We start from the raw sequence: 26,189 nt of genomic DNA, 5'->3' as shown, positions 1-26,189 counted from the left end.
AGGAAAACCCCGTGCACGAACACCTTTCTCGACGTGGTCTTCTCGGCGCTGGCGCGGCCTTCGCGGGGGCGGCCTTGGCTGGCGGCGCGAGCGCGGCGGCGACGCCGTTCTTCCAGCGCCACGAACTGCCGGTCGGCATCCAGCTCTATAGCCTGGGTCCGGACCTCGCCAAGGAGCTGGACTCCCAACTGGCCACGGTCGCCAAGATCGGCTTCAAGTCGGTCGAGCTGGCCGGCTACCTGGGCCGCACCCCGAACGAACTGCGCGGCGCCTTCGACAAGGCGGGCCTTGTCTGCCCCAGCGCCCACATCGCGCCCAAGGGGCCGGGCGGCTTCAGCGGTGATCTCGCCAAGCTGGCCGATGAGCTGCACGTGATCGGCGTGAAGTCGGCGATCATGCCGATCCTCTACATTCCCGATCGCCTCGGCGCCGACCTGCGCCAGGCCGGCGTTCAGATGACGGCCGACGACTGGAAGTGGAACGCCGACTTCCTCAACGAGAAGGCCGCCGTATTGAAGAAAGCCGGCATCGCCGTCGGCTACCACAACCACAATTTCGAGTTCGCCCCGCTAGGCGAAACCACGGGCATGGAGATCCTGCTGAAGGGCACGGATCCCAGTCTGGTCACATTCGAGATGGATGCTGGCTGGGTCACGGCCGCAGGCCATGATCCGCTGGCCCTGCTGAAGGCGCATCCAGGACGCTTCACCCAGATGCACGTCAAGGACATCAAGGCAACGACCAAGACCAATTTCGAACTGAAGCAGGACCCGACCGAGGTCGGGAGCGGCATGATCGACTGGAAGAAGCTGCTGCCGGCCGCCTATGCCGCGGGCGTCCGTGGGTTCTACTACGAGCAGGAGCCGCCGTTCGCTCATGCCCGTCTGGAGTCGGCCAAGATCAGCTACGACTACCTGGCCAAGGTCGTCGCCTGATGACGTTGAGAATGGCCATGGTCGGCGGCGGTCCCGGGTCGTTCATCGGGCCAGTGCACCGCATGGCCGCCGAGTTGGATGGCCGCATCCGGCTGGTCGCCGGGGTGTTCAGCCGCGACCCGGCCAAGAGCGCCCAGGCCGCGGCCGCCTGGGGCGTCGCGCCCGACCGGGTCTATCCGGACCATCACGCGATGATCGCCGCCGAGCGGGCGCGCGAGGATGGCGTCGACCTCGTTTCGGTCGTCACGCCCAACCATCTGCACTTCGACGTTTCGGCCGCCGCGCTGAAGGGCGGGTTGCACGTGATCAGCGACAAGCCCGCCACCCTGAACCTCGCCGAGGCCCAGGAACTGGCCGGCGTCGTCGCGGCGTCGGGCAAGCTCTACGGCCTGACCTATACCTACACCGGCTATCCGATGGTTCGCGAAGCGCGGGATATCGTGGCGCGCGGCGACCTTGGCGCGGTGCGCAAGGTCGTGGTCGAATATTCGCAAGGCTGGCTGTCGAAGCCGCTCGAGCGCGACGGCGACAACAAGCAGGCCAGCTGGCGCGCGGACCCCGCCCAATCCGGCGTGGGCGGCTGCATCGGCGACATTGGCGTCCACGCTTTCAACATCGCCGAGTTCGTGACCGGCCGCCGGGTCGAGCGCCTGTGCGCGGATGTCTCGACCATCGTGCCGGGTCGCGGCCTGGACGACGACTGCAACGTGCTGCTGCGGTTCGACGGCGGCGCGCGCGGCGTGCTGATCGCCTCGCAGATATCGGCCGGGGCCCGCAACGGCCTGCGACTCGGCGTCTATGGCGAGAAGGGCGGCCTGACCTGGTCGCACGAGGATCCCAACGTGCTGACGATCGACTGGCTGGACGGCCCAAGCCAGGTGCTACACGCCGGCTCGGCCTATTTGGGCGCGGCCGCCCGCGCGGTCACACGTCTGCCCACGGGCCATCCGGAAGGCTTCATCGAGGCCTTCGCTAATATCTATCGCGAGTTCGCCGACGCCATCGAAGGGCGGGGCGGCGGGTTCGTGCCGGATATCCAAGCGGGCCTGCGCGGCATGGCCTTCGTTGAGCGCGCCGTGGCCGCCAGTCGCGACGACGCCGGTTGGGTCGCCTTGGAAGGAGACGCGCGATGAAGACGCTCAAGGGACCAGCCATCTTCCTGGCCCAGTTCATCGGCGGCGAGCCGCCGTTCGACAAGCTCGAGACCATGGCCAAATGGGTCGCCGACCTCGGCTATGTCGGGGTGCAGATGCCGACGGGCGGGGCGGACTCGTTCTTCGACCTGGCCCTGGCCGCCGAGAGCCAGACCTATTGCGACGACATCGCGGGGCTCCTGGCCGAGCATGGCCTGGAGATCACCGAGCTCTCAACCCACCTGCAGGGTCAACTGGTCGCCGTGCATCCGGCCTATGACGAGTTGTTCGATGGTTTCGCGCCGCCCGAGCTGCGCGGCAAGCCATCCGAGCGTCAGGCGTGGGCCGTGGGGCAGGTCAAGGCCGCCGCCGTCGCCAGCCGGCGCCTGGGCCTCAAGGCCCACGCCACTTTCTCGGGCGCCCTGGCATGGCCGTATTTCTATCCCTGGCCGCAGCGCCCGGCGGGCCTGATCGAGGAAGCGTTCGCGGAACTCGGCCGTCGCTGGAAGCCGATCCTGGACGTCTTCGAAGACAACGGCGTCGACGTCGCCTACGAGATCCATCCGGGCGAAGACCTGCACGACGGCGCCACCTTCGAGCGGTTCCTGGACGAGGTCGGCGGCCATCCACGCGCCAACATCCTCTACGATCCCAGCCACTTCGTGCTGCAGCAGCTGGACTATTTGGGCTACATCGACCGCTATCACGCGCGGATAAAGGCCTTCCACGTGAAGGACGCCGAGTTCCGGCCGACGGCCCAGTCGGGCGTCTATGGCGGCTACCAGGGCTGGGCCGAGCGCCCGGGCCGCTTCCGCTCGCTGGGGGACGGCCAAGTGGACTTCAAGGCGATCTTCTCCAAGCTGGCCCAGTACGATTTCGAAGGCTGGGCGGTGCTGGAATGGGAGTGCGCCCTGAAGCACCCGGAGCAGGGGGCTCGCGAAGGCGCGCCGTTCATCCGCGACCATATCATCCAGGTGACCGACAAGGCGTTCGACGATTTCGCCGGCAGCGCGCCAGACGCCGGTCGCAATCGCCGGCTATTGGGCCTCTAGAGCATTTTTCGATCCAATTGGATCGGTGAAATGCTCTAGCCTCTTGTTTTGACGCATTTTCTGACGACGAACCGGTACCCACTTCGTCGGAAAATGCTCTAGGCCGCCGCCCAATCTCTGACGGAGAGTATTCTCGATGAAGTTCAAGCTTACGCTCGCCGCCGTTCTGGCAGGCATCGCGACCAGCGCCGTCGCCGCCCCCACGGGCCAGCAGGTGTTCGAGCAGCGCTGCACGGTCTGTCATTCGCTGCAGCCCACCCCCGGCAAGATGGGGCCGCCCCTGGCCGGTGTCGCGGGCCGCAAGGCCGGGACCGCGCCGGGCTTCGCCTACAGCGCCGCGATGAAGGCCTCGGGCATAACCTGGACGCCGGAAGAGCTGGACGCCTTCATCAAGGCGCCGGGCAAAAAGGTCCCGGGCACTAAGATGCTGCTGGGCGCGCCGGACGCCGAGCAGCGCGCGGCGGTGATCCAGTATCTGACATCCGTGAAGAAGTAGACTGGGCAAGGGAGAGCCGAGATGAGGGGGATGGCCAGAGCGTTCACGATCTGCGCGACGTCATTGGCGCTTGCCGCCTCCGTCGCCACCGCTTCCGCGCAAACCAACGGCGCTCAAGCCGCCGGCCCATCCGGTTTCGCAAGCGGCGTGGATGTCCAGGCCCAGCTCCGCGACATGCTCGCCGCGATGAAGCCCGACCAGGGGTTCATGTGGCGTCCCCTGGTTCGCGACGGCGCGACCGTGGCGGCGATCGAAATATGGAAGAAGCCGGGCCGCCCCGCCGTTCATCCCGCCGAAGCGGAATACGCCATCGTACTGGAAGGCGCCGGAACGCTGGTTTCGGGCGGGACCATGGCCGATCCGACGGCCAAGAACGCCAATCTGATCGAGGGCAGCCAGATCGAAGGCGGGCTGACGCGTGCGCTGGGTCCGGGCGACGTCATCCTGATTCCGGCAGGCGTGCCTCATTGGTTCGGGATCACCGGCGAGCGGCTGGTCCTGCTGGGCATCAAGTTGCCCGGCGGGAAATGACAGCGCGCCTTAGCGCTCCGTCAGCTCTTGAATTTGCCATGACAGGCGCCTTAGCGCGCCGTCAGCTCTTGAATTTGAATGTCCTTGAACTCGATCGGGTGGCCCTCGCTCTGCAGGGCGATGTAGCCTTCCGTCACCGGCTGGGCCCCGCGCGCGAGGATATAGGGCTTGGCCCCGCCCGCGACGGTGTCGTCGGGATCCAGGGTGACGCCGGCATAGCGGTGCACGGCCACGCCGTTGATCTTCTGGGTGATCTCGCCATTGGGCATGACTTCCAGCTCGGCCTGGACCCAGGTCCCATTGGGAATGGTCGGGGCGTTGGCGGGCGGAGTGCAGTGCTCCTTTACCTTCGCGCCGTCGATGGTGATGGTCAGGCCGGGCGTGCAGACCGCGCCGGTGGGGCGGGGCGCTTCACCGTCCTTGCCCAGCAGCTGAAACTCTACCGAGACTGGGAAGGGCTGCTCGACCGTCATGCTCTCGGGGCTCTGGCTGAGGAACATGATGCCGCTGTTGCTATGCGCCCATGCAGGGGTGTCGGCCAGGCCGCCTTCGGTCAGGAAGCGGTAGGTCAGCTTCAGGCGATAGGCCTTGAACGGCGTCTTGTAGAACAGGTGCCCGAACTGACCGTCCAGCTTGTCATAGCCGGCGTAGGACACGCGGATCACCCCGTGATCGGCGACGAAGGTCTGGTGGTAGTTCTCGCCGGTCGGATGCTTGGCGACCTTCGCCGTCCAGCCGTTCAGGGTCTTGCCGTCGAACAGCGGCCGCCAGGGGCCAGCCTTTACGTTCTGGGCGTTCGCCGCGCCCGCGTACAGCGCCAGCAGCAGGCCCGTCGCCACCCACCGCGCGCGCGTCGTCGATCTCGTCATGATGTCCCTCCCAGGGCGGTCGGCGATTTTGACGTTGAACGCCAAGCTTTCTTGCAATGTAACCCATTTCATGGAAGCCTCCAGGCAAGAATGAGGGGGTCGCCGAAGTCGGGGCGTCGCGTGGCTTAAAGCTTCCGACGTGGTCCATCGAGCGACCGCGAAGGGAGCGAACATGGCCAATCTGAGCGGCCGCGCGCGGCGTAAGAACACTTATGACGCGATCGTTGTTGGTAGCGGTATCACAGGCGGCTGGGCGGCTAAGGAGCTGACCCAGAAGGGGCTCAAGGTCCTGGTGCTCGAGCGGGGCCGCATGGTCCGCCATCTCGAGGACTATCCGACCGCGGTCCTCGATCCCTGGCAGACCAAGTACCCGCAGGGACAGCTCCCGAAGGCCGAGCTGGACGCGCACTATCCGGTGCAGCGCCGCACCGGCTACACCATGACGGAGTACAGCAAGCACTTCTTCGTCAAGGACGACGAGAACCCTTACACCGAGGAAAACCGCTTCGACTGGATCCGCGGCTATCACGTGGGCGGTCGCTCGCTGACCTGGGGGCGCCAGAGCTATCGCCATAGCCCGATCGACTTCGAGGCCAACGCCAAGGAGGGCATCGGCGTCGACTGGCCGATCCGCTACGAGGAACTGGCCCCCTGGTATGAGCACGTCGAGCGCTTCATCGGCGTATCCGGCCAGGCCGAGGGCCTGCCGCATTTTCCCGACGGCCACTACCAGCCGCCGATGGAGATGAACTGCGTCGAGAAGGCCTTTAAGAGCCGTTCGGAGGCCCGCTTCCCGGATCGCCGCGTCAGCATTGGCCGCGCCGCCCACCTGACCGAGCCGACCGAGGAACAGCTCAGCCTGGGCCGCACCAAGTGTCAGTACCGCAACCAGTGCATCCGTGGCTGCCCGTTCGGCGCCTACTACAGCTCCAACGCCGGCGGGCTGGTGGCGGCCGAGCGGACCGGCAACCTCGTGATCCGCCCGAACTCGATCGTCACCGAACTGATCTATGATGAGAAGGCCGGCAAGGCGACCGGTGTGCGAATCCTAGACGCCGAGACCCGGCAGGACGAGGAATTCCACGCCGACGTCATCTTCCTGTGCGCCTCGGCCCTGAACTCGGCCTGGATCATGATGAACTCGACCAGTTCGCGGTTCCCGAACGGCTTCGGCAACGGCAGCGACCAGCTGGGCCGCAATGTCATGGACCATCACCTGGGCGTCGGCGCGTCGGGCGAGGCGCCCGAGTTCGCCGAGATGTACTATTCGGGCCGGCGTCCAAACGGCATCTATGTGCCGCGCTTCCGCAATCTGGGCGACGCGGCCAGCAAGCGGACCGACTACCTGCGCGGCTTCGGCTACCAGGGCGGCGCCTCGCGTCCGATCTGGGATCGCGATCTCGGCAAGGGCGGCAAGGGCTTTGGCGCGGCGCGCAAGGCCGCGCTCACCCAGCCTGGGCCCTGGAGCATGGGACTGGGCGGCTTCGGCGAGATCCTGCCTTACGAGGACAACCGCATCACCCTGAACCGTGATGTGAAGGACCATTTCGGCCTGCCCACCCTGTCGTTCAACGTCACCATGCGCGAGAACGAAATGGCGATGCGCCGCGACATGCAGCAGGCGGCGGTCGAGATGCTGGAGGCGGCTGGCTTCAAGAACGTCAAAGGCCACGACGGAGGCTTCGCCCCAGGCCTGGGCATCCACGAGATGGGCACCGCCCGGATGGGGCGCGACCCGAAGACCTCGGTGCTGAACGCCCATAACCAGGTCCACGAGTGCAAGAACGTCTATGTCACCGACGGGGCGGCCATGACCTCGGCCTCGTGCGTGAACCCGTCGCTGACCTATATGGCCCTGACCGCCCGCGCCGCCGACCACGCGGTGAAGGCTCGCAAGCGGGGAGACCTGTGATGCTGAACCGACGCGACACGCTTCGCGGCCTGGCCCTGGCGGTCGGCGTCGCCTCGACGGGCTGGACCGAGCGCGCCCTGGCCGCCGCCGCGGCGCCCGCGCCGGCCCTGACCTGGACGCCGACGGCTCTAACGGCGGAGCAGGCCCGGTTGATCGACGTGGTGGCCGAGCTGATCATCCCGGCGACCGATACGCCGGGGGCCCGCGAAGCCGGCGTTCCGCGGTTCATCGACCGCGCGGTAGGCGATTTCTACGAGAAGAAGCAGGTCGATCAGTTGCTGGGTGGGCTGGCGCGCATGGACGCCGACGCCCGCGCTGCGCATGGCGATGTCTTCGTGGCGCTGACGCCCGAACAGCAGGTCGCGCTTCTGACGGCCTACGACCAGGAGGCCGGGGTCGCGCAAGGGCAGGGCCAGTCGCACTTCTTCCCGGCGCTGGAGGACATGGTCACAGTCGGCTATTTCACCTCCGAGCCCGGCGCGACCGTGGCGCTGAAGTACGAGCCCGTACCCGGCGCCTATCACGGCTGCGTGCCGCTGTCCGAGATCGGCCGCGCCTGGGCGACGCGCTAGCGTAACGCCATCTAGGCGCTCGGGCCGGTCCCCAATTCGTCGCGTCGCCATCAGGCGACGCGACGTCCAGGCCGATTAGTCCGCCTGGGGGCAATTGTAAAATAATCTATTTTCGGTTGTCTGACCCGCGTTGGTCCTTCTAGGGTCCCAACCTGCTGCGTACGAGCACCCCACCGCTCGGCGGCCTCCTGCAAGCCCGGCCTCTACGAGACCGGGCTTGTTTTTTATCCGTTTACGGTCTGCCGCCGCCACCGCTTCGCGCGGATCACGGTTCACGCTAAGCTTGTGTGCAACCACCGCCACCGGGGATGGCTGGCGTTCTTGGGAAAGGGCCCGCCGACGCATGACCGCCGTGTCCCGAAGCGCCCGCACGGTCTTGCTCGGCTCCGGCGTCTGGGTGTTGGGCGGTTATCTGATGGTGGCGGTGATCGGCTTGGCCTCGATCCGACTCTTCACCGAACTGGCCCCGCCGGCCGTGTTTGGAGAGGCAAATCTTCTCCTTTCCCTCCTCATCCTGGCCCTGACCACGGCCTCCACGCCCTTCACCAACACCCAGTTGCGGTTCCACAGCGCAGCGGTCGCGGCCGGGAGGGGCGATGGGTTCACGCGCCAGGTTCTCGCGCATGTCCTGGGGGCGGGGGGCGCCGTCTGCGTGATCGCGGCCCTTACCTGGGCGGGGCTGGCGGCGATGGGGCAGACCCAGCTTGGCGGCCCCGGCGCCGCCGGCGCGCTGCTCCTGGGCCTGCTCACCCTGGTCCGAGGCGTGCTCTATGGCCGCGTCCAGGCCGATCGCCGCAATCGCGCCTACGCCAGTCTTCTGGTCGCCGAAGCCCTCGCCCTGGCGGGCTGCACCGGCTTGGCGCTACGCGCGGCGCCCACGGTCGACGGCTATGTTATCGGTCAGGCCTCGGGCATGGCGGTCGCCGCGTCGCTGGGCCTGCTGGCCGCGCCTGGATTAAGGGGGCCGGCCGAGTTCGGCGCGCCAAGCTTCGCTCGACGCGCCTGGCGCTATGGCGCTCCGTTCGCGCCGATGAGCCTGCTGTCCTGGTTGGCCAATATGGTCGATCGCTATGTGCTGGCCGCCTTGGCCGGGCCGGCGGCGGCGGGTCGCTACGTCGCGCCCTTCTCGATCGCCAGCCGCGGCGTGTCGCTGATCGGCGGCGCCTTGAACGATCTCTATCGCCCGGCCTTGTTCGAGGCGGTCAATTCCGGTCAGGTCCAGCAGGCGCGAAAGGTCTTTCGACACTGGTTGTGGGTCCGGTCGGCCGCGGCCCTGGCCTGCGTCCTGGGGCTCTGGGCCTTGGGCCCGTGGCTTTCGACACTGCTGTTGGCGCCGGCCTACCGTCACGATGCGCCGGCCGTGCTGGTGTGGGTGGCCATCGCCTATGGCGCGCAGGGGGTCATCCAGGTGGCCGAGACCCGGCTGATGTCCCTGGACCACACTCGGCGACTGCTCATTCCCTTGGTCACAGGGGGGCTGGCCAATCTGGCCTTCAGCCTGGTGCTGATCCCGCGCGAGGGCGCGGTGGGCGCCGCTCAGGCCACGACCGCGAGTTTCCTCGTCCAGGGGTTGGTGACGGCGTTGTTGCTGCGCGGCGCGCTCAAGAGGGCTTCGTGAAGCGGCCGAAGATGTTGGCGCGGAGGGGCGCGAGCAGTGGGGAACTGTTGACGAACCGCTCATAGGCGACACCGAGCAGGAACAGCGGCGTGAAAAATCGCAGGTAGACGGGCTCGGTCTCGACCATTTCCACGTCCAGACCCTCAAACCCGGCGGCTTGTCCCAGGCGACGCAGGCGACCCACGCGGTTCATCCGGTAGCAGGTTCGCCAAGGTTCCTGGCTGCCGGCGGGATTGCGCCGCACGGCGTTGGCCAGACGCGCGTGCGCCGCGTGCGGCGTCAAGGCCGAGATCACGGCGACATAGTGGGCGAGGTTCGGCGTGCGGAACACCAGTGTCCCGCCCGGCCGCAGAACGCGGGCGGCCTCGGCCAGGAACGGGGCAGGCGCACGCACGTGCTCGAAGACATAGTCGCTGAGGACCATATCGAAAGAGGCGTCGGGGAAGGGCAGCCGCCCACCGGCTATCAAGACCGCCTCGTCCAGTTCGGGATTGTCCAATACGCAGGGGTCGACATCCGCGCCCGCCACCCAGGCGACTTCGCCGCGCAGGGTGCGCACCGGATTGCCGGTGGCTGGCCCCGCTCCAAGATTGAGCACCCGGCTCCGCGATGTGAGCTCGCGGCGTACGCTTTCGTAGAAGCGCCGCGTGCCGTCGTGACGCGGATCGCCGTAGAGGTGCTGGATGAGCGTGGCGCTGGCGCTCATCGGGCGCGGTAGCCGCTTGGGCTGGCGGCGAGGATCTGGCTGTTGACCCGCAAGGCCAGGCGCAGCGCCACGAAGGCGATCAGGGCCAGGACCGCGGTGCCGAACACGGTCGGGACGATGAACCCGTCGATGCTCGAGCCGACCTTCATGCCCAGCAGGCAGAACGGGAAGAACAGCCAATGCTCGCCGCGGATGATCCACAGCGACACGAGCGACCATGCCTGCAGGATCAGGCCGAGAGGGATCATCAGCAGCGGCAGGCCGAGCCAACCATAGTCCCAATAGGCCTCGGCGAAGCAGCCTGGACTGGAGGCGCTCTCCTCGTTGCCGGTGGCCAGGTAGTTGAACTCGCGGCCGATCACCGTCATGTCCGGTTTGTTGGGCCATAGCGCGCGCGGAACGAAAACGGCCGGCAAGGTCGCCAGGGTGCCTCCGGGGCTGCCATTGTCCTGCAGCGAGAGCGCCAGGGCGCTGCCATTGACATAGCTGAACCGGATCAGCCCGGTCTGCTGGGGGTTCTCCAGGCCGCTGGTCGGCCGCAGGTAGAAGCTGGCGATCTCGAGCCGCTCGGCCAGGCCCGCGCCTTGCAGGCTCTGATAGCGGCGCACCATCTCGGTGCGGCTGGCCGCCACGAACGGCACGATCAGCGCGAAGGTGACGGTGATCACCCCGGCCGTGACCAGCATGCGTCGCCAGGTCAGCCCCTTCGAAAGCCAGCCGAGGGCCAGCACCATGATCGAGGCGATAACCTCCGTCTTGGAGAAAGCCAGCAGGCCCAGGGCGACATTGAGACCGGTCAGGCAGACCGGAAGCCACAGCAACCTGGTCTGGAAGCGCCAGGCCCAGACCGCCAGCAGATAGACGCCGGCATCGGCAAGCAGCGCCAGCGCGCCCAGCGCGCCGGGCAAGGTGAAGCTTATGACGCCCAGGGTCGCCGGCAGCGTGAAGAGAAACTTCACCGCCCCACCAACCGCCAGGAAACCCATGCCTACCGTGAGCAGACGGCCTGGCTCGCCAACCTCTAGCCGCGATCTCGGCGCGCCTTCGATCTGAGGCGCGCCGCGCCGCCAGGCCGCGTCCAGAACCCAGGCGCTGGCCAGGGTTAGCAGCGCGCCCACCGTGATCACCGCGTTGAGCTTGCCCATCAGGCTCTCGTAGTCCTGGAAGAAGGCCTCCATCATCCGACGGCTCTCGTCGTTGACGAAGTGGACGATGGCGTTGCCGAAGCTGAAATAGGCGGCCGTGGCGATGCGGAACCAGAACAGCGGGGTCCAGATCACGGTCGCCTCGCGCATGGCCGGCGGCACCGCGCCGAGCAGCATGATGACGCCGAGCGCGATCGCGCCAAAGAGGTTCACCGCCTGGGTCCCGGCCTCGCCATACAGGGCCATGGTGACCAGATAGACACCCAGCAGGCTCGCGAGCGAGACCAACTCCCAGGCCCGCACCGGCGCGATCCGGCCGTCCGCGACGCGCATGCTGTCTCTCCCTGTTCACCGCCGACGGTATAGGGCCGCGAGGCGCTGGACAACCTACGGCGCCCCTGTTGTCCATATTCCTCCATGACGATAAGCAGGATCCGGGCCGAGGGCGAAGCGATGGACGCGCGATGACGGCGAGGCGAGAAACGCGGTCGACCGTGGCGATGGTCGTACCCTCGTTCGACGACGTCGGCGGCGTGGGCGCGGTGGCCGATTTTCTGCTGCGGGTGCTCTCGGCTCGGACGGACCTGGCTATTCGCATCGTGTCCCTGGCGACGTGGGCGCGCGATCCCGCCAGCCAGCTGATCCTCGATCCCCGCACCTGGGCGCGCGGCCCCGTGACGCTCGCCAAGACCGCGCGCGGCCGCGACTACCTTCATGTCGGGGCGGCGCTGGGCGAAATCGAGATCCTCCGCCTGGCGCCGCGTCCGCTCCTCGCCCAGGTGCTGGCCGAATGCGACCTGATCCAGGTCGTGGCGGGCGTACCGGCCTGGGCGACCCCGGTTATCGGGCTCGGAAAGCCGGTGCTGGTCCAGGCCGCGACCCTGACGGCGGTCGAACGGCGGGCGCGCGACGGCGCAAGCATAGGCCCTCGCGGCGCCTGGCGACGCGCCATGACCCAGGTCATGGACACGCTCGATGAGCGAGCCTTGCGCGCGGTCGATGTCGTCCAGGTCGAAAACCCGTGGATGCAGGCTCACGCCGAGGCTCGCGGCGCGCGGGTAGTCCAGGCCCCGCCCGGCGTCGACACCACGCTCTATCGTCCCGCGCCGGCCGACCAGTCCCCGGCGGACCCTCCCCATGTTCTCGCGGTCGGACGCTTTTCGGATCCTCGCAAGAACCCGATGATGCTGTTGGAGGCCTATGGCGCCTTCGCCGCCGGGCGGCCGGACGCGCCGGAGCTGGTGATGGCGGGCGCGACGCCGCCACCACCAGCCTTCTGGAGCAAGGCGCGGGCCGCGGGGCTAGCGACGCATATCCGCTTCGTCGAAACGCCGTCCGTGCAGGCCTTGATCGCGCTCTATCGTCAGGCCTCTTGCCTCCTGCTGTCCTCGGACGAGGAAGGGTTCGGCATGGTCATGATCGAGGCCATGGCTTGCGGCGCCCCGGTCATCGCCACTCGCTGCGGCGGTCCAGAGGGGGTGATTTCCGATGGGGTGGACGGCTTCCTCGTCGATCGCGGGGACGCGGCCGCGATGGCCGGGCGCCTGGCTCAACTGCACGCCAACCCCGACTTGGCGTGGTCCATGCGGCGAGCCGCTCTGGCCAAGGTCGGCGCGCTGTACAGCGACGCCGCCGCCGGCCAGGCCTATCTCGACCTTTACGATGAGCTGCTTGATCGTGGTTGATGGCTCCCGCCAGCGGTCAGGGCCTTAGCGCCAACCCGTGGGCAGGGTGGGGGCGGCTTGTTGACGCGGGCGACGCCACCGCGCTTGCGCGACACTGGCGATCAGGAACCCATTGGCCAGGTAGCTCCACACCACGATCGACGAGAGATAGGCCAGGGCCTTGATCTGGGGGTCGAAAATCAGGGCCACATGGGACGCCGCGCCGAGGGCGTGAACCGCCAGAGCCAGAACCAGCCAGATCCGACGCGATTTCACGACCACGACCGTCAGAACGGAGAGCAGGGCCAGGTCGACCGCCGCCACCGCCCACTGTGGATCGGCGAAGGCCGAGTGACGGAACACAAGGGGGGTCAGTACGGTCGCCGCCAGCATGGCCAGGGCCGTGACACGCTCTGGCCAGTCGCCTTTCCAGAGGGCGTAGGCGATCGCGCCGAAGAAGAAAGCGGCTCCGACCGTGTAGCGCAGCGCGTCGAACATGCGCTTGCATACCGCCTGGGCCGGGGGCGCGCCAGTTAGGCGGCCTCGGTCTTGACGACTTCAAGACGGCCGGATGGCTGAGATTGGGCATCGGGCTTGTCGACGAACGGGCCGTAGGAAACCGCCGCCAAGCCGGTCGCGCGCTGGATGACCTCAAGGCTCCTGTGGACCGAGGACGTGCTTTCGCGCGCCCGGACCAGATCGCTGCTGGCGGTCGCGAGATGAGCCATCGGGGCCTGGATATAGCCGAAGGACAGGCCGGCGCGGCGTCCGGCGTCCGGCAGCATGCCCTGGAACTGGGCGATGGCGCTGATGGCGTCGTCGACGGCGCGCTCGGCGGCGAACAGCTTGTCGGCGACTTCTCGGCCGATCTCTTGCGGAACAGGCATGGGTTCTCCTCGGCGCTGGCCACAGCGCGATGCGTTTCGGGTTGTTGTCGAATTCAGGCGCCGCGGCTGGCCGCTTCGATCGTGCGCTGCATCGCGCCCATGAAGCTTCCGGCGGCGACAAGGACGCCGGCGAGCAGCAGGCCGATCAACACCGCCAGGCCAAGGGCCAGGGCGATCGACTCCAGTGAGGTTAGCTGTCGGCCGAAAGGTCCTCGGCCAAATCCTCCTCGAGGAGGATCGAAGCCGCCACCAGCAGCTCGCGCAGCAGCAGTTCGGGCGGCGCCGAAAGCGCCTTTAGCCGCAGCATCGCGATTACGCTCCGCACCTGATCCCGCGAGCAGGTCGACAAGCGCGAAAGGTCCTCCAGTTGTCGTTCCAATTGCGCCCATGTGAACCTCGGCATCTGAGTTTGTTCCGAGGGGAGCAACGGGAACTTCTCCTCGAACTCCAGAATGTCCCGGCGAAGAGCGCGGGCGCTCTCGACGGCCTGCTGGGGGGAAAAGTTGTCCATGGCCTTCCTCTCCGAACGGCTCATGGGATGGCAGAGGAGGCGGCGTGTCGGAAAGGTCGGCCGAACCGTAGTACGTATCGTTGATACTGCTCTCGTGAGCCTCGAGCAGGCGCGCCGCCTCGCGGCGATTGGCGACGCCAAGACGCTCACATGACCTTCGCAGGCTCATATCGACGCCGTGGGGAGACAGCCCAATCGCCAGGGCGATTTCCTTCGACGTGCGACCGCGCGCCACGAGGCGAAGGATCTGGCGTTGTCGGTCGGAGAGGGGGGCGATCACGGACGTTTTTCATCGAGGAAAGAGACCCCAGCAATAAACCTCGGCTCGCCCGTCGCGTCACCTTGGAACTCGGCGAGCCGTCAACATCCCAGGGCACGAAAATTCTCATCCTTTCCGAGGGACGAAGACCTCGCGGGTATCCATGCGAACATTTCGCGCGGCCTTGCAGGCGTCGTCCTTGGCCCTATGGCGTTCCGGGAGGAAGCTCAGCAAGAGCGAGCGACGCCGCGCGCCGGAGCGGTTGCATGTCGCGCCGTGCAGCAGATCGGCGTCGAAGACCAGGATGTCGCCAGCCTCGCCGGCCACGATCAAGGCCGTGGCTTCGTCCGGCGCTCCAGCGTCAAGATGACGTGGAACAACCCGCGTCGCCCCATTGTCAGGCCCATAGTCGTCGAGAAAGACCAGGGCGGCGACGGATCCTTGCCCCACGCCGTCGCGGTGCAGCGGCTGGTGGCCTCCGTCGAGCAAGGGCTCGCGCCCTTCAACCTGGCTGAAGAAGAACGGCTCTTCGATTAAATGGCCCGCCGTCGCCAAGACCAAGGGGCCGCGACAGACCCGCCGCACGATCGGATCGAGATCGACGAGGGCGTGCCGCCAGCCGATCGCGCGCGGCGCGGCCCACTGGTCGGGCGTTCCCACCCCGGCGTCGAAGGTCTCGCGCAGCGCCTGTCTCCACCCAGCGGGAACCGCGCCGCGCAGAACGAGATAGCCGTCGCGATCAAAGGTGGCGGCCAGCGCCGCTGGCAGCCGGTTGATCTGGGTGGGCGTGGAGACAGGGCTCATGACTTTGCTCAGCGGGTTGACCCGTCGACGCTTCAGGCTTTGACGATGCTAGGGCCTGAATAGCCCGCGCGCGCCATGACATTGCGCGTATCCACGATCAGCTTGGCGCTACGGGCCAACTGGCCATAGTCGACCGCGTCATGGTCGGTGGCGATCAGCACCGCATCGTAGTCGGCGATCGCCTCGGCGCTCAGCACCGCCGATCTCAGCCCTTCCAGCGCGGGGTAGTTGCGGGTGCTGGGCACCTGGGCGATCAGCGGATCGTGGTAGTCGACCCGCGCGCCGCGAAGCCGCAGGAGTTCCAAAAGCTTGAGCGAGGGACTCTCGCGCAGATCGGCGACGTTCTTCTTGTAGGCCAGGCCCATGAGGAGAATGCGGGCCGCGCCGAGCGGCAGACCGCTTTGGCGATCCAGCGCCGCGGTGAGGGTGTCGACCACCACGCGCGGCATCGCCACGTTGATTTCGCCAGCCAGCTCGATGAAGCGGGTGGTGACGTCGTATTCGCGCGATTTCCAGCTCAGATAGAACGGGTCCACGGGAATGCAGTGACCACCCAGGCCGGGGCCGGGATAGAATGGCATGTACCCGAACGGCTTGGTCTTGGCCGCGTCGATCACCTCCCAGACATCGACGCCCATGGCCGTGAAGATGACCTTCAGCTCGTTGGCCAGCGCGATATTGACCGCCCGGAAGACGTTCTCGGTGATCTTGACCGCCTCGGCCGTCTCCAGGGATGAAACGGGTACGACCGACTCCACGACGGCGCCGTAGAACGCCTCCATCAGCGCCAGCGCCTCCTGGCCATCGCCGCCGACGACCTTGGGAATGCTCGCGGTATCGTAGCTTAGGTTGCCCGGATCCTCGCGCTCGGGCGAAAAGCCAAGGAAAATGTCATGCCCGGACACCAGCCCGGCCGCCTCGAGAGCCGGCTTGAGGATCTCCCGTGTCGTGCCGGGATAGGTGGTGGATTCCAGGGACACGAGTTGCCCCGGACGCAGGGTCCGGGCGATGGCCTCGCTTGTCGAGCGCACGAAGGTGAGATCGGGTTCGCGATGCGGGCCCAATGGCGTGGGCACGCATATGGCGATGACGTCACAGACCGAAAGCCGGGCGAAGTCGCTGGTGGCCGTCAACCGGCCGGCCTGGACCAGACGGGCGAGCGTTTCGTTCGCCACGGCGGGAATATAGGAGCGACCAGCATGGATATGCTCCGGCTTGCTTGTGTCGATGTCGAAGCCGATCACGCCAAATCCGCCCTTGGCCACGGCCGCCGCGAGGGGAAGGCCGACATAGCCGAGCCCGATGACGCCGACTTGGGCCGTTCGCGCCGCGAGCTTGTCGAACAGACTCTGGAAAGCGGAAGCTCGACCCGTCCGGATATGCGCGGTCATGCGTGTGCGGTCTTCCGTCCGACTGGCTCGTCGCCGCCTCCCGAGGGGCGTCGTTAGGGTTACATTGCGCGAAATCACAACTTAGGCCAGCGACATTCCCTCAGAACGGGTAAAGTTCGTAAAGCACGTCAGCGATGCGCTCCGCCGCATGGCCGTCCCAGAGCGCCGGTCGACGGGGTTCCGCGCGGCGATCCAGGGCCTCGGCGATGGTCGCCCGCACCGCTGGCGGGGCCACGCCGGCGATACGGTTGCCACCTTCCAGAACCGTGATCGGCCGTTCGGTCGTCTCGCGCAATGTCACGCAGGGGACGCCCAGCACGGTCGTCTCCTCCTGCAGGCCGCCACTGTCGGTCATGACGACGCGCGCGCCCGCGACCAGGCCGAGAAATTCCCGGTAGCCGAGCGGTTCGGTGGCGAAAAGGCCTGGGCCACGGGGATCAACGCTGAGACGATCGGCCAAGCCAAACGCTTCGATGCGCCGCCGGGTGCGCGGATGGATCGGAAAGACCACCGGGAGGTCGCCGGCGCCGGCGCGCACGGCGTCCAGCAGATCCGCCAGGGTGTCCCGGCTCTCGACGTTGGCGGGACGGTGCAGCGTCAGGACGCCGTAGCCCTTGGCGGGGAGGCCCAGTCGCGCGGGCATGTCCAGCGCGCGAGCGGCCGGCAACTGGTCGAGGAGGGTGTCGATCATCACATTGCCGACCCGCACGATGCGACCCGGCGGGTTTTCCCGAGCCAGGTTCTCGTCCGCGAGCCGGTCGGTGGTGAAGAGAATGTCGGAGATCGCATCGACACAGCGGCGATTGATCTCCTCGGGCATGGTCATGTCTCCCGACCGCAGGCCAGCCTCGACATGGGCGACCGCGATACCGAGTTTCTTGGCCGTCAGCGCCGCGGCCAGGGTCGAGTTGACGTCGCCGACCACCAGGACGAGGTCGGGCGCCACGGCCTCAAGCACGGGCTCCAGGCCCAGCATCACCGCGGCGGTCTGATGGGCGTGGCCGCCCGAGCCGACACCCAGATGATAGTCCGGCTCTGGGAGGTTGAGATCGGCGAAGAAGGCGTCGCTCATCCGGCCGTCATAGTGCTGGCCAGTGTGAACCAGCCGGTGCTCAAACCTGTCCTGTCGCGCGGCCAGAGCGCGGGCGATGGGCGCGGCCTTGACGAAGTTCGGACGTGCGCCAACGACGCTGAGGATTCTCATGAGTGTCTCATTCGGCGGGCGTGAGCCTGGCGGCGGGCCGACCCACCATCTCCAGCACGGTCAGCATCTGACCGGCGAGGACGGCGCGGTCATAGCGGGCCGCCGCGGCGCGCGCGCGCCGGGCGTGCTCGGCGCGCAGGGAATGGTCCCGGGCCAGGGTGAGCAGGGCCTCCACCAGGGAGTCCGCATTCTCGGATTCGAACGTGAGCCCGACTCCCTCACGCTCCACGATCATGGCCGATTCACCTGGCACGCCGTGCGCCACCGGCACGCCCATGGCCATGCCCTCGAAAAGCTTGGAGGGGATGACGGTGGCGAAGAGCTCGGCCTTGCGCAGATGGATGATCGAAACGTCGAGGAGCCCCCAGTAGCGCGCGACCTCGCTCTTGGCGACGCTGTCGAGGAAGACGACGGACGTCAGGCCCATGGCTCGGGCTCGGGCCTTCAAGGCCTGCTTGGTCGCGCCGTCGCCCAGCATCAGCAGGCGCACGCTCCGCCCCTCTGGATGAGCTTCCAGGCGCGCGGCCGCCTCCAGCAAGGTGTCCAGCGCATGGGCCATGCCGTGGGTGCCGATGTAGCCGGCCACGAACTTGCCGGTGAGCCCGTGGCGACGGGCCAGCTCGGCGTCGCGCGGGATCGGCGCGAACCGCGTGAGATCCGCGCCATTGGTCACCACATGGATCTTCGCGCCGTCGACGCCACGGCGCGTCAGGTTGTCCCGGAAGGCATGCGTTACGGCCACGACCGCGCTGGCGCGGCGATAGAGGAACAGTTCGAGGCGCTCGAGCCAAGTGAGGACTCGTTCGTTGGCCAGGGCTCCGACCGCGCGGATCGACTCTGGCCACAGGTCGCGAACTTCGAACACGAAGGGCTTACGGCGCGCGGCGGCCACGATCGCGCCCGCGCAGGCGGTGAAGAACTGCGGGGAGGTGGCCACCACGATGTCGACGCCGCGTACGAAGGGCGCGGCCAGCACCGCGCCGACCATGTAGCTGGCATAGTCCAGCGAGCGTTTGAACAGGCCCTCATTGGCCGTGATGAACGACCAGACACGCACCACCTCGACGCCTTCGATGGTCTCGCGCGACCAAAGCCGGTTGCGATAGCCCGGATGCACCCGGCCACTGGGAAAATTGGGCGCGCACGTCACGACCGTGACCCGATGTCCCGCCGCCACCCACGCGCGACAATGCTCGAAGGTCCGCGAGGCCGGCGCGTTGACCTCAGGCGGGAAGTTGTCGGTGAGAAACAGGATATGCATGCCCCTCACCAGGTGAATTGCGTGCGCAGGCGCGGGGCGTCGAGCTGAACGACCAGCTGCGTGGTGGCCTGGCGAAGGCCAAATTCAGGTCGCCACTCCGAGTGCTCGAGGCGGGCGGGCGCGCTTGTCGACCAGGTGATGATCCGGCCGGCGGGCGTCGTGATCGAGCCGGACCGTCCGTCTTCTTGAAGGGTCGCGCGACAGGTCGGCGCGAGGTGGAAGCGGGCTTCGGCCTTGTCCGCCCGACCGTCTATCCGGTCGGTCACGTCGAGACGACCGCTGCTCAGCCGCCAGTCGCGGCGATGACGAGGACGGCCCGGCCGCCAGGCATAACCGTCGTGGACAGCGCTGGCCCGCGGCCCAGCCTCGTCCCGCGCGACCTCGACGCCCTGGACGCGGGCTCGCCGACCGGCGCGAAAACCGGACCAGAGTTCCGAGGAGTCCAGGCCGTCGATCTCGACGGTGCTGTGCGAAGCCGTGGCGCGCTCGCGAGCGCGATCGGCGCCCTCGCCATAGAGCGACGTGCCGCCGTTGACGACGACCCGGTCGGGGCCGAGCGACCACTCGAACGAAAGGGTGTCGGCGTGGGCATGACCCGGAAGATGGTCGGGCCCGATCGGCGCGGCGTCCAGAAGCACCACCGCTTCATCGGTCGCCAGGCGTCCATAACCGGACGCGCCCATCGAGACGCCCGGACCGGGACGCGCCGCCGGCGCCAGACCCAGTCGCCGGGCATAGTCTTCCAGCGCATCGAGGTCGCCGGCCACGCCGAACGCGGCGTCGTTGAAGAAGGCTATCCGACCGTCGGGATGGGTCAGGTGCGCCTGCCAGGCCAGCATCGGCCCGATAAGGCGGGCCCAGTCTTCTTCGGGCGTCGCATAGGTTCGCGCCAGGTTCAGCAGGTCGAGAACATCCTCAAGCACCAGGGCGTGGTACATGGGCGAGCGCTCGAAGTGGCCGCCGTCGGCGAGGATCTGTTCGGCCAGTTGTGTCCGGAGGATCCCGAGCCCGCGCGTTCGCCAGCGTTCGGCCTCGGCGCCTTCGAAGAACAGGCCGGCGAACATCAGCGCCTTGGCGTTGGCCAGCAGGTGGTTGCCCAAGAGCCGCCATTCCAGGCGGCCCGCCAGCCACCGAACCTGATGGGCAAGACTCGCCAAAGCGGCGGGGCTCAGCGCCCCGCCGGCGAGATGGCGTTTGATCCAATTCACGATGCGCAGCGAGGTGGGGTAGGGCTCCCACCCCACACCCTGGCCCGGAGGATTCTCGGCGACCCAACGCTCGATCAGCGCGGCGAGGCGGAGATCGTGCTCGCCCTGGTCTTGCGGGGAAAACCCCTCGAAATAGTGCAGATTATAGAGCCAGAGCCGGGACTGGGCCGGATCGTTCCAGGCCCCGGGGGCGTCGATCTCGACCTCGTGGTTCAGATGGCGGACCCGCCAGGGACCGCGGAACGGCGAGGGGCGAAGCAGCGCTTCTCGCCAGACCGCGCGGGGCCGACGCAAGGCCGGCGGCGGCGCCCGGCGCGGTTCTGGCCGTGGAACGTGATGCAGGATCCGCCCATAGATTTGGACCGGTTTCAGCCACCGGACCGTACGCGCCAGGCGAGGAAGGCTCATCGGCGCGCGACCTGATCGGCCGCCTCGATGGCCAGGCCGCTGACCTCGAGCGCCTCTCCGAGCGGGATCGGGCAGGGCTCGCCGTTCCGCAAGGCCGAAACGAAGGCGCTCACGCAGCCCGCGTGTCCCTTGTCCTGGCGCCACGCGCCTCGCGTCCGAAACGCCGGCCAGCCGCGCCCGGTCAGGCGGCGGTAGTTGTCGAGATGCAAGATCCGTCCGCCGACGAAGACCTCAAGGGTCTCCTTGGCGCGACCGCGATGCCCGTTGGCCAGATAGTGGATCGCGCCGATCGAGCCGTCGGCGAACCCAAGCGTGATGATGGCGACATCGGACGCGGCGGCTACGACCTGCATTGTCTCGACGGGCGCGCCGGCCAGGTGCCGCAGAAGGTCGATGAAATGACACGCTTCGCCGACGATACGCCCGCCGCCGATCCTCGGATCCTGCGTCCAGTGGCCGGGCGCGGCCGCGCCGGCATTGACCGTCATCACCATCGCCTTGGGAGCGCTCAGGCTTTCGAGAAGACGGCGCATCTCGACGACTAGGGGCGCGAAGCGGCGATTGAAGCCGACCATCAACATTGGCGCGCCTGGGGCGGACGCCGCGCGCGCGATCGCCTCGAGATCATCGCGGGTGAGACAGAGCGGCTTTTCCACGAACACGGCCTTGCCCGCCGCCAGGGCGGCGCGGACGTAGTCGGCGTGGCTGTCGTGCCGCGTGGCGATGCAGACCGCGAGGCTATTGGGGTCCGAGAGCACGGCCTGAGGATCCGTCGATACCCGCGCGAAGCCGAACCGTCGCGCCGCGTGGGCGGCGCTGACGCCCGTCGCCGAGACGACTGTCGTCAGGCTGGCGCCCGCCGCGGCGAAGCTGGCCATCAGCTGGCGCCCGTGGGCGCCAGCCCCTAGAAAGCCGACCATCGGCTGGGTGGCGCGCGAGGCGACGGCGGCGGGCTGGTCGAGCGTCGGGTCGGCTCGTGCGTGTTCGCCGGGATAGTCCAGAAGGATGCCCAGGGCCTTGCCCCCGCCGAGGAGCGAATAGGCCCGCGCCGCCTCGGTTATGGGAAAGCGGGCGCTGATCAGCGAGGTGACATCGAGGGCGCCGGAGGCCATCAGCTCAAGAACGGCCTCGAAGTTGCGCTGTTCGGTCCAGCGCACCTCGCCAAACGGGTAGTCGTGTCCTTGCTCCTCATAGACCGGGTCATGGCGTCCAGGTCCGTAGGAGCAGGACACCTGGAAGCTGAGCTCCTTTTCATAGAAGTCCGCTCGGTTCAGGCGAAGGCCGGTGACCCCGACTAGGACCAGGCGACCATGACGCCGGCACATGCGCGCCGCCTGGGCGACAGGCTCGTCGCTGGTCGCGGCCAGCGTCAGCAACACACCGTCCAGGCCGCGACCGTCGGTAAGGGCCGCGGCCTCGGCCAGCGGGTCCTGACCGGCCGCCAGATCGACGGTGGTCGCGCCGAAGGCCCGGGCCAGGGCTGTCCGGGCCGGGTCGGTATCAATCCCGAGCACGCGGCAGCCGTTCGCGCGCAGGATCTGGACGGTCAGCAAGCCGACCAGGCCAAGCCCGACGACCGCGAAGGTCTCGCCGAGCGTGGGCGCGGCCAGCCGCACCCCCTGCAGAGCGATGGCCGCCAGGGGCGCGAAGGCGGCGGCCTGATCATCCACCGTATCTGGCGCCCGCGCGACCAGGTTGCGCCCCACCAGCACGACGCCGGCGTGTCGGCCGTTGGACACGACCCGGTCGCCCGCCCGCAGGCCTGTCCCGCCGCCGTCGAGCACGCGTCCGACATTGCAATAGCCCACCGCCATGGGCTCATCGAGTTTGGCGCGGACGGCTTCGAGGGTCGCGGCCACGCCGTCCACCGCCGCTTTGCGCAGCACCTGGCGCACGCGCTCGGGCTGCTGCAGCGCTTTGGCCGCCAGGGATCCGCGCGCGAAATCGAAAAGCGCGCGTTCGGTGCCAGGCGACACCAGGCTGGTGGTTGTGGCGATCCGCACGAACCCCGCGCGCGCCAGGGGGGCGGGCACGTCCTCGACCAGCACGGCCCCGCCGTTCAGATCCTGAAGAACCTGTTTCATGGCGCCGCCTTGCGGCAGGTCACGACCCAAAGGCTCGCCAGCGGTCCCAGGAAACGCGGGAGCAGGGGATCGAATTCACGCAGGCTCTCGATCACCAGGGCGTGCTCGCGCAGCGCCGCGACGAGGTCTGCCTTGCCCCAGGCGTTGCGGGAGCTGGCCAGATAGGTAAAGAGCCGCCCGCCGGACAGGCGATGAGCGGCTTTCTGGGCGATGCGAAGGATCGAAAGTCGGCGCGGCGCGGAGAGGATCAAATGGCCGTCCGGCCGGATGGCGGCCGACAGGCGCGCCAATGCTGTGTTCGTGTCGTCGATATATTCCAGCACGCTCAAGCAGAGTACGCCGTCATAGACGGCGCTGTCGGTCAGGTGTTCGACCAACCCTTGGTCGAATCTCATCGCGGGCGAGCCCGCGCGCGCCGCGGCGATCATGCCCGCCGACGCGTCCAGCCCACTAGCCTGGGCGCCGCGCGCGGCCAGCCAGCGCGTGAAATCGCCAGCGCCGCAACCCGCGTCCAGCCAGCGCCCGCCGATCGGCAACGGCGCGAGGATTTCCGCCTCTAGGAACCGGCGACGCCGAGCGAAACCGCCGCGGCGATAACGCGCGCTCCAGCCGTCCGCGAGACGGTCATGAAGCGTCACGCCGTTCTCGGAAGGAGCCGGTTTCCCGCTCATGGCCCGCGTCAAGCTTGGCATTTCCCGAGCAATTCCCACCCTTTGCGCAACTCTCCCTTAGGGTTGCATTGCGCAAGGATTATAGTTTGGCGCGACAAGGTGCAATCTGCGCCGCGCGGAGGGGCGTCGAATCATGTGCGGCATCAACGGAATTTTCGCCTATGGCGCCGCCGCCGCGCCGCCCGAGCCGCGAGAGCTGCTGGCGGTGCGAGACCACATGCGCGCCCGGGGACCAGACGGGGAGGGAGCGTGGTGGTCGCCCGAGGGTCTGGTCGGCCTTGCCCATCGCCGGCTCGCGGTGATCGACCTTGCCGACCGCGCCGCCCAGCCGATGCGCCTGCCCGAGGCCGACCTCACCCTGGTCTTCAACGGCGAGATCTACAATCACCGGGAGCTGCGCGCCGAGCTGGAAGCGCGGGGTGATCGCTTCGTCACCCAGTCGGACACCGAAGTGATCCTGCGGCTGTACGCCCATGAGGGCGCGGCGATGCTGCGGCGATTGCGCGGCATGTTCGCCTTGGCCTTGTGGGACGGCCACAAGGGCGGGCTGCTGATGGCGCGCGATCCGTACGGGATAAAGCCGCTCTATTATTCCGATGACGGCGGGACGTTCCGCTTCGCTTCCCAGGTCAAGGCGCTGATGGCCGGCGGCGGCGTCGACGACATGCCCGATCCGGCGGGATGGGTCGGCTTCCATATCTTCGGCCACGTCCCCGAGCCGTTCACCCTGCACGGCAATATCCAGGCCGCGCCGGCTGGAACCGCGATATGGGTCGGACGCGATGGTGTCTCCACGCCGGCCGTCTACACATCTCTGGCGCGGATCCTCGCGGAAGCGCCGCCTCCTGACGCGCCTCTGGACGAAGTCCTCCGTGGCGCGGCCTTCGAGAGCGTGCGCTGCCATCTTCTGGCCGATGTCGAGGTCGGCCTGTTCCTGTCGGCCGGCGTCGATTCGGGTGCGCTGCTGGGCTTGATGCGTGAGGCCGGTCAAGGCGCGCCGCGCGCCCTGACACTGGTCTATCCCGATTTCGCTGGCGATCCGCGCGACGAAGGCCCTCTGGCCGCCGCGATGGCCAGGGCCCAGGGTGCGCGGCATATGCTTCGCCGCGTCGACCAGGCCGAGTTCGAAGCCGACCTGCCCGCCATTCTGGCGGCCATGGATCAACCCTCGATCGACGGCATCAATACCTGGTTCGTGGCCAAGGCCGCGCGCGAGCAGGGCCTGAAGGTCGCGCTCTCGGGCGTGGGCGGCGATGAATTGCTGGCGGGCTATTCGACGTTCCAGACCCTGCCGCGCCTGCTGCGCGGAGCCCGACCGTTCACGCGCGTTCCGGGCCTTGCGAGTTTGGCGAGCGCGACGCTCAACGTCCTTGCCCCCGGGCTGGTCCGGCGCAATCCCAAGGTTTTGGGCGTGCTTCGCCATGCGCGAAGCTGGGGCGGCGCCTATATGCTCAGGCGGGCCGTGCGGCTGCCCGCCGAGCTCGACGCCATCATGGACCCCGAGATGGTGCGCACCGGCCTGGAGCGCTTGAACCCGGTCGACCGACTTGACGGTCTGCTTGAACCGGATCCGGGGTGCGACAACGGTCGGGTGGCGCTTCTGGAGTCGCGGGCCTACCTGCGCGATCAATTGCTGCGGGACGCCGACTGGGCGGGTATGGTCCATGGCGTGGAGATCCGCACGCCGTTCGTGGACATCGATCTTTTCAGGGCGGTGGCGCCCCACATCGCGGGCCTCTCGCCCGGCGACGGCAAGCGCGCCCTGGCCAGGGCGACCGAGCTTGGCTTGCCCATGGATGTGCTGAATCGCTCCAAGACCGGCTTCGCCATTCCGGCCGCGCGTTGGGCGCTTGGGCCCCACGGACCCGATCGCGTGCAGTCGCGCCGTTGGGCCCTCCGCGTCGCCGAGGCCTTCAGGCCGCCGGGCTGACCCAATAGTCCCCTGGCGGCAGAATGTCGGCGGCGGGGGTGGCCACCCAACCGTGGGTCAGCCAGCCGCGCACGCCATGGAAGCGCGTCACCTCGACCGGATAGGGAAAGAGCGCCTTCAGGTCCGTCATTGTGCGGATCGCCTCGGGCGCGTCGCCACCGGCCTCCACCCAGACCAAGGGTTCATCGCGCTGAAGAACCGTCGCCAAGCCGCGCAGTACGTGGGCTTCGTAGCCCTGAACATCGATCTTCACCGCGTCGATGCGCGGCGATCCGAGGCGTTCAACGACGCCATCGCCCCGGGCCACGGGCGTGTGGCCCGCCGGCCGGAGCGGGCGATCGTACTGCGGCGCGCTCAAGAAGGTCGCCAAGCCGGCGTTGGCGCCCGCCACGTCATAGAGCGGCAGGACCGCGTCTTCATCGCCCAGGCCCATACGATGCAAGGTGACGTTGGTCAGCCCATTCAGCGCCACGTTCCGTTCGAACTGCCTCCACAGCGCCGCATTGGGATCGAAGGCGTGAACGGCCGCGAAATGTCGGGCCAATCGAAGACTGTGAACGCCCGCATTGGCGCCGACATCCAGCGCGACGCCGCGCCTCTCGGCCGGAACGCGACGCAGAAAGGCGTCCAATGCCTCGGCCTCATAGCCGCCGAAGAGATAGACCTCACGGTCGAGGAAACTGCCCAGATCGCCGCTGAACAACACGCCCCGGTTCTCGATCGTGAAGGCGCCGCGCGCGGCAGGCGGCGCCAGGAGCGCGGCGACGCGCCGCCAGCCGCGCACGTGCCCCAGGCCCCTCAGCGCGCGCACCAACCGGGCCGACGCCCGCGGCGGATGAAGGATGTCGGCTTGAACGGGCGGAGCCATATAAATCGGTCCGTTGCGCTGTCTGGTTGAATGGGTCGCCCCATGATAGCCAAAGATGATCGGGAGGCGA

24 protein-coding genes and 1 pseudogene are annotated in these 26,189 nt (G+C 67.9%); 10 read left to right on the top strand and 15 right to left on the bottom strand.

From position 1 onward, the window contains the following. The first annotated feature begins 11 nt into the window (after nucleotides 1-11). From ACW175_RS12110 to ACW175_RS12090, 5 genes are all read left to right on the top strand, one after another. Nucleotides 12-935: a sugar phosphate isomerase/epimerase family protein gene (locus ACW175_RS12110; protein ID WP_492104702.1), complete on the top strand. Its 924-nt coding sequence runs from the start codon at nucleotides 12-14 to the stop codon at nucleotides 933-935. After that, nucleotides 935-2,068, top strand: a complete 1,134-nt coding sequence (locus tag ACW175_RS12105) for a Gfo/Idh/MocA family protein (RefSeq protein WP_492104701.1) — start codon at nucleotides 935-937, stop codon at nucleotides 2,066-2,068. The genes ACW175_RS12110 and ACW175_RS12105 overlap by 1 nt, the downstream gene beginning before the upstream one ends. Next, nucleotides 2,065-3,120, top strand: coding sequence for a sugar phosphate isomerase/epimerase family protein (locus ACW175_RS12100; RefSeq protein WP_492104700.1), 1,056 nt, complete (start codon nucleotides 2,065-2,067; stop codon nucleotides 3,118-3,120). The genes ACW175_RS12105 and ACW175_RS12100 overlap by 4 nt, the downstream gene beginning before the upstream one ends. A 136-nt stretch (nucleotides 3,121-3,256) precedes the next feature. Further along, nucleotides 3,257-3,616 carry a c-type cytochrome gene (locus ACW175_RS12095; protein ID WP_492104699.1) on the top strand — a complete coding sequence of 120 codons (360 nt, stop codon included), beginning with the start codon at nucleotides 3,257-3,259 and terminating at the stop codon, nucleotides 3,614-3,616. Nucleotides 3,617-3,637: 21 nt separating this feature from the next. Further along, nucleotides 3,638-4,147 (top strand): cupin domain-containing protein, encoded by a 510-nt coding sequence (locus tag ACW175_RS12090; protein ID WP_492104698.1) that lies wholly within the window; start codon nucleotides 3,638-3,640, stop codon nucleotides 4,145-4,147. Nucleotides 4,148-4,197: 50 nt separating this feature from the next. Here ACW175_RS12090 and ACW175_RS12085 read toward each other — a convergent pair whose 3' ends face one another. Then, nucleotides 4,198-5,016, bottom strand: a complete 819-nt coding sequence (locus ACW175_RS12085; RefSeq protein ID WP_492104697.1) for a 3-keto-disaccharide hydrolase — start codon at nucleotides 5,014-5,016, stop codon at nucleotides 4,198-4,200. A gap of 172 nt (nucleotides 5,017-5,188) precedes the next feature. Between ACW175_RS12085 and ACW175_RS12080 the strand changes: the two genes are divergently transcribed. The 3 genes from ACW175_RS12080 (at nucleotide 5,189) to ACW175_RS12070 (ending at nucleotide 9,118) form a co-directional block, all read left to right on the top strand. Further along, nucleotides 5,189-6,928, top strand: a complete 1,740-nt coding sequence (locus ACW175_RS12080; protein ID WP_492104696.1) for an FAD-dependent oxidoreductase — start codon at nucleotides 5,189-5,191, stop codon at nucleotides 6,926-6,928. Further along, nucleotides 6,928-7,500 carry a gluconate 2-dehydrogenase subunit 3 family protein gene (locus ACW175_RS12075; protein ID WP_492104695.1) on the top strand — a complete coding sequence of 191 codons (573 nt, stop codon included), beginning with the start codon at nucleotides 6,928-6,930 and terminating at the stop codon, nucleotides 7,498-7,500. Before ACW175_RS12080 ends, ACW175_RS12075 begins: the two co-directional genes overlap by 1 nt. Nucleotides 7,501-7,843: 343 nt before the next feature. Beyond that, complete coding sequence (locus ACW175_RS12070) at nucleotides 7,844-9,118, top strand: lipopolysaccharide biosynthesis protein (protein WP_492104694.1); 1,275 nt, start codon at nucleotides 7,844-7,846, stop codon at nucleotides 9,116-9,118. Here ACW175_RS12070 and ACW175_RS12065 read toward each other — a convergent pair. Together ACW175_RS12065 and ACW175_RS12060 are read right to left on the bottom strand one after the other, a co-directional pair. Next, nucleotides 9,102-9,824 (bottom strand): class I SAM-dependent methyltransferase, encoded by a 723-nt coding sequence (locus tag ACW175_RS12065; RefSeq protein WP_492104693.1) that lies wholly within the window; start codon nucleotides 9,822-9,824, stop codon nucleotides 9,102-9,104. The two genes, ACW175_RS12070 and ACW175_RS12065, sit on opposite strands and share 17 nt — an antisense overlap. Next, entirely contained in the window at nucleotides 9,821-11,302 is a 1,482-nt protein-coding gene (locus ACW175_RS12060) for a hypothetical protein (RefSeq protein ID WP_492104692.1), read from the bottom strand. Before ACW175_RS12060 ends, ACW175_RS12065 begins: the two co-directional genes overlap by 4 nt. Before the next feature lie 131 nt (nucleotides 11,303-11,433). On the opposite strand from ACW175_RS12060, the gene ACW175_RS12055 reads away from it, so the two are divergent. After that, nucleotides 11,434-12,654, top strand: a complete 1,221-nt coding sequence (locus tag ACW175_RS12055; RefSeq protein WP_492104691.1) for a glycosyltransferase family 4 protein — start codon at nucleotides 11,434-11,436, stop codon at nucleotides 12,652-12,654. Between the two features lie 24 nt (nucleotides 12,655-12,678). Here ACW175_RS12055 and ACW175_RS12050 read toward each other — a convergent pair whose 3' ends face one another. The 11 genes and pseudogenes from ACW175_RS12050 to ACW175_RS12000 all read right to left on the bottom strand — a co-directional run bounded on the left by ACW175_RS12050 (nucleotide 12,679) and on the right by ACW175_RS12000 (nucleotide 23,288). After that, nucleotides 12,679-13,131, bottom strand: coding sequence for a hypothetical protein (locus tag ACW175_RS12050; RefSeq protein WP_492104690.1), 453 nt, complete (start codon nucleotides 13,129-13,131; stop codon nucleotides 12,679-12,681). 35 nt (nucleotides 13,132-13,166) lie between these two features. Next, a complete protein-coding gene (locus tag ACW175_RS12045; RefSeq protein WP_492104689.1) occupies nucleotides 13,167-13,520 on the bottom strand; it encodes a hypothetical protein in 354 nt (117 codons plus the stop codon). 190 nt (nucleotides 13,521-13,710) lie between these two features. Beyond that, nucleotides 13,711-14,031 carry a hypothetical protein gene (locus tag ACW175_RS12040; RefSeq protein ID WP_492105049.1) on the bottom strand — a complete coding sequence of 107 codons (321 nt, stop codon included), beginning with the start codon at nucleotides 14,029-14,031 and terminating at the stop codon, nucleotides 13,711-13,713. 118 nt (nucleotides 14,032-14,149) lie between these two features. Beyond that, nucleotides 14,150-14,311, bottom strand: a pseudogene (locus ACW175_RS12035) (helix-turn-helix domain-containing protein); the annotation flags it as partial. A gap of 105 nt (nucleotides 14,312-14,416) precedes the next feature. After that, nucleotides 14,417-15,094 (bottom strand): phytanoyl-CoA dioxygenase family protein, encoded by a 678-nt coding sequence (locus ACW175_RS12030; RefSeq protein ID WP_492104688.1) that lies wholly within the window; start codon nucleotides 15,092-15,094, stop codon nucleotides 14,417-14,419. Nucleotides 15,095-15,126: 32 nt separating this feature from the next. Continuing rightward, complete coding sequence (locus ACW175_RS12025) at nucleotides 15,127-16,485, bottom strand: nucleotide sugar dehydrogenase (protein WP_492104687.1); 1,359 nt, start codon at nucleotides 16,483-16,485, stop codon at nucleotides 15,127-15,129. A 100-nt stretch (nucleotides 16,486-16,585) separates the two neighbouring features. Continuing rightward, nucleotides 16,586-17,689, bottom strand: a complete 1,104-nt coding sequence (wecB, locus tag ACW175_RS12020; protein WP_492104686.1) for a non-hydrolyzing UDP-N-acetylglucosamine 2-epimerase — start codon at nucleotides 17,687-17,689, stop codon at nucleotides 16,586-16,588. A 7-nt stretch (nucleotides 17,690-17,696) separates the two neighbouring features. Next, nucleotides 17,697-18,950: a glycosyltransferase family 4 protein gene (locus tag ACW175_RS12015; RefSeq protein WP_492104685.1), complete on the bottom strand. Its 1,254-nt coding sequence runs from the start codon at nucleotides 18,948-18,950 to the stop codon at nucleotides 17,697-17,699. A gap of 5 nt (nucleotides 18,951-18,955) precedes the next feature. Beyond that, nucleotides 18,956-20,452, bottom strand: a complete 1,497-nt coding sequence (locus ACW175_RS12010; protein WP_492104684.1) for a heparinase II/III family protein — start codon at nucleotides 20,450-20,452, stop codon at nucleotides 18,956-18,958. Between the two features lie 110 nt (nucleotides 20,453-20,562). Continuing rightward, entirely contained in the window at nucleotides 20,563-22,650 is a 2,088-nt protein-coding gene (locus ACW175_RS12005; protein ID WP_492104683.1) for a bi-domain-containing oxidoreductase, read from the bottom strand. Continuing rightward, on the bottom strand, nucleotides 22,647-23,288 hold the full coding sequence (locus tag ACW175_RS12000; RefSeq protein WP_492104682.1) for a class I SAM-dependent methyltransferase: 642 nt from the start codon (nucleotides 23,286-23,288) through the stop codon (nucleotides 22,647-22,649). Before ACW175_RS12000 ends, ACW175_RS12005 begins: the two co-directional genes overlap by 4 nt. A 166-nt stretch (nucleotides 23,289-23,454) precedes the next feature. Here ACW175_RS12000 and asnB point away from each other — a divergent pair, with 166 nt between their 5' ends. Continuing rightward, entirely contained in the window at nucleotides 23,455-25,251 is a 1,797-nt protein-coding gene (gene asnB / locus ACW175_RS11995) for an asparagine synthase (glutamine-hydrolyzing) (RefSeq protein ID WP_492104681.1), read from the top strand. Here the strand turns inward: asnB and ACW175_RS11990 are convergent. Further along, nucleotides 25,235-26,119 carry an FkbM family methyltransferase gene (locus ACW175_RS11990; RefSeq protein ID WP_492104680.1) on the bottom strand — a complete coding sequence of 295 codons (885 nt, stop codon included), beginning with the start codon at nucleotides 26,117-26,119 and terminating at the stop codon, nucleotides 25,235-25,237. The genes asnB and ACW175_RS11990 overlap by 17 nt on opposite strands. Between the last annotated feature and the right edge of the window lie 70 nt (nucleotides 26,120-26,189).

The organism is Caulobacter sp. FV1ye6ST, assembly GCF_058681225.1.
This window is presented reverse-complemented; position numbering and strand designations above follow the sequence as displayed.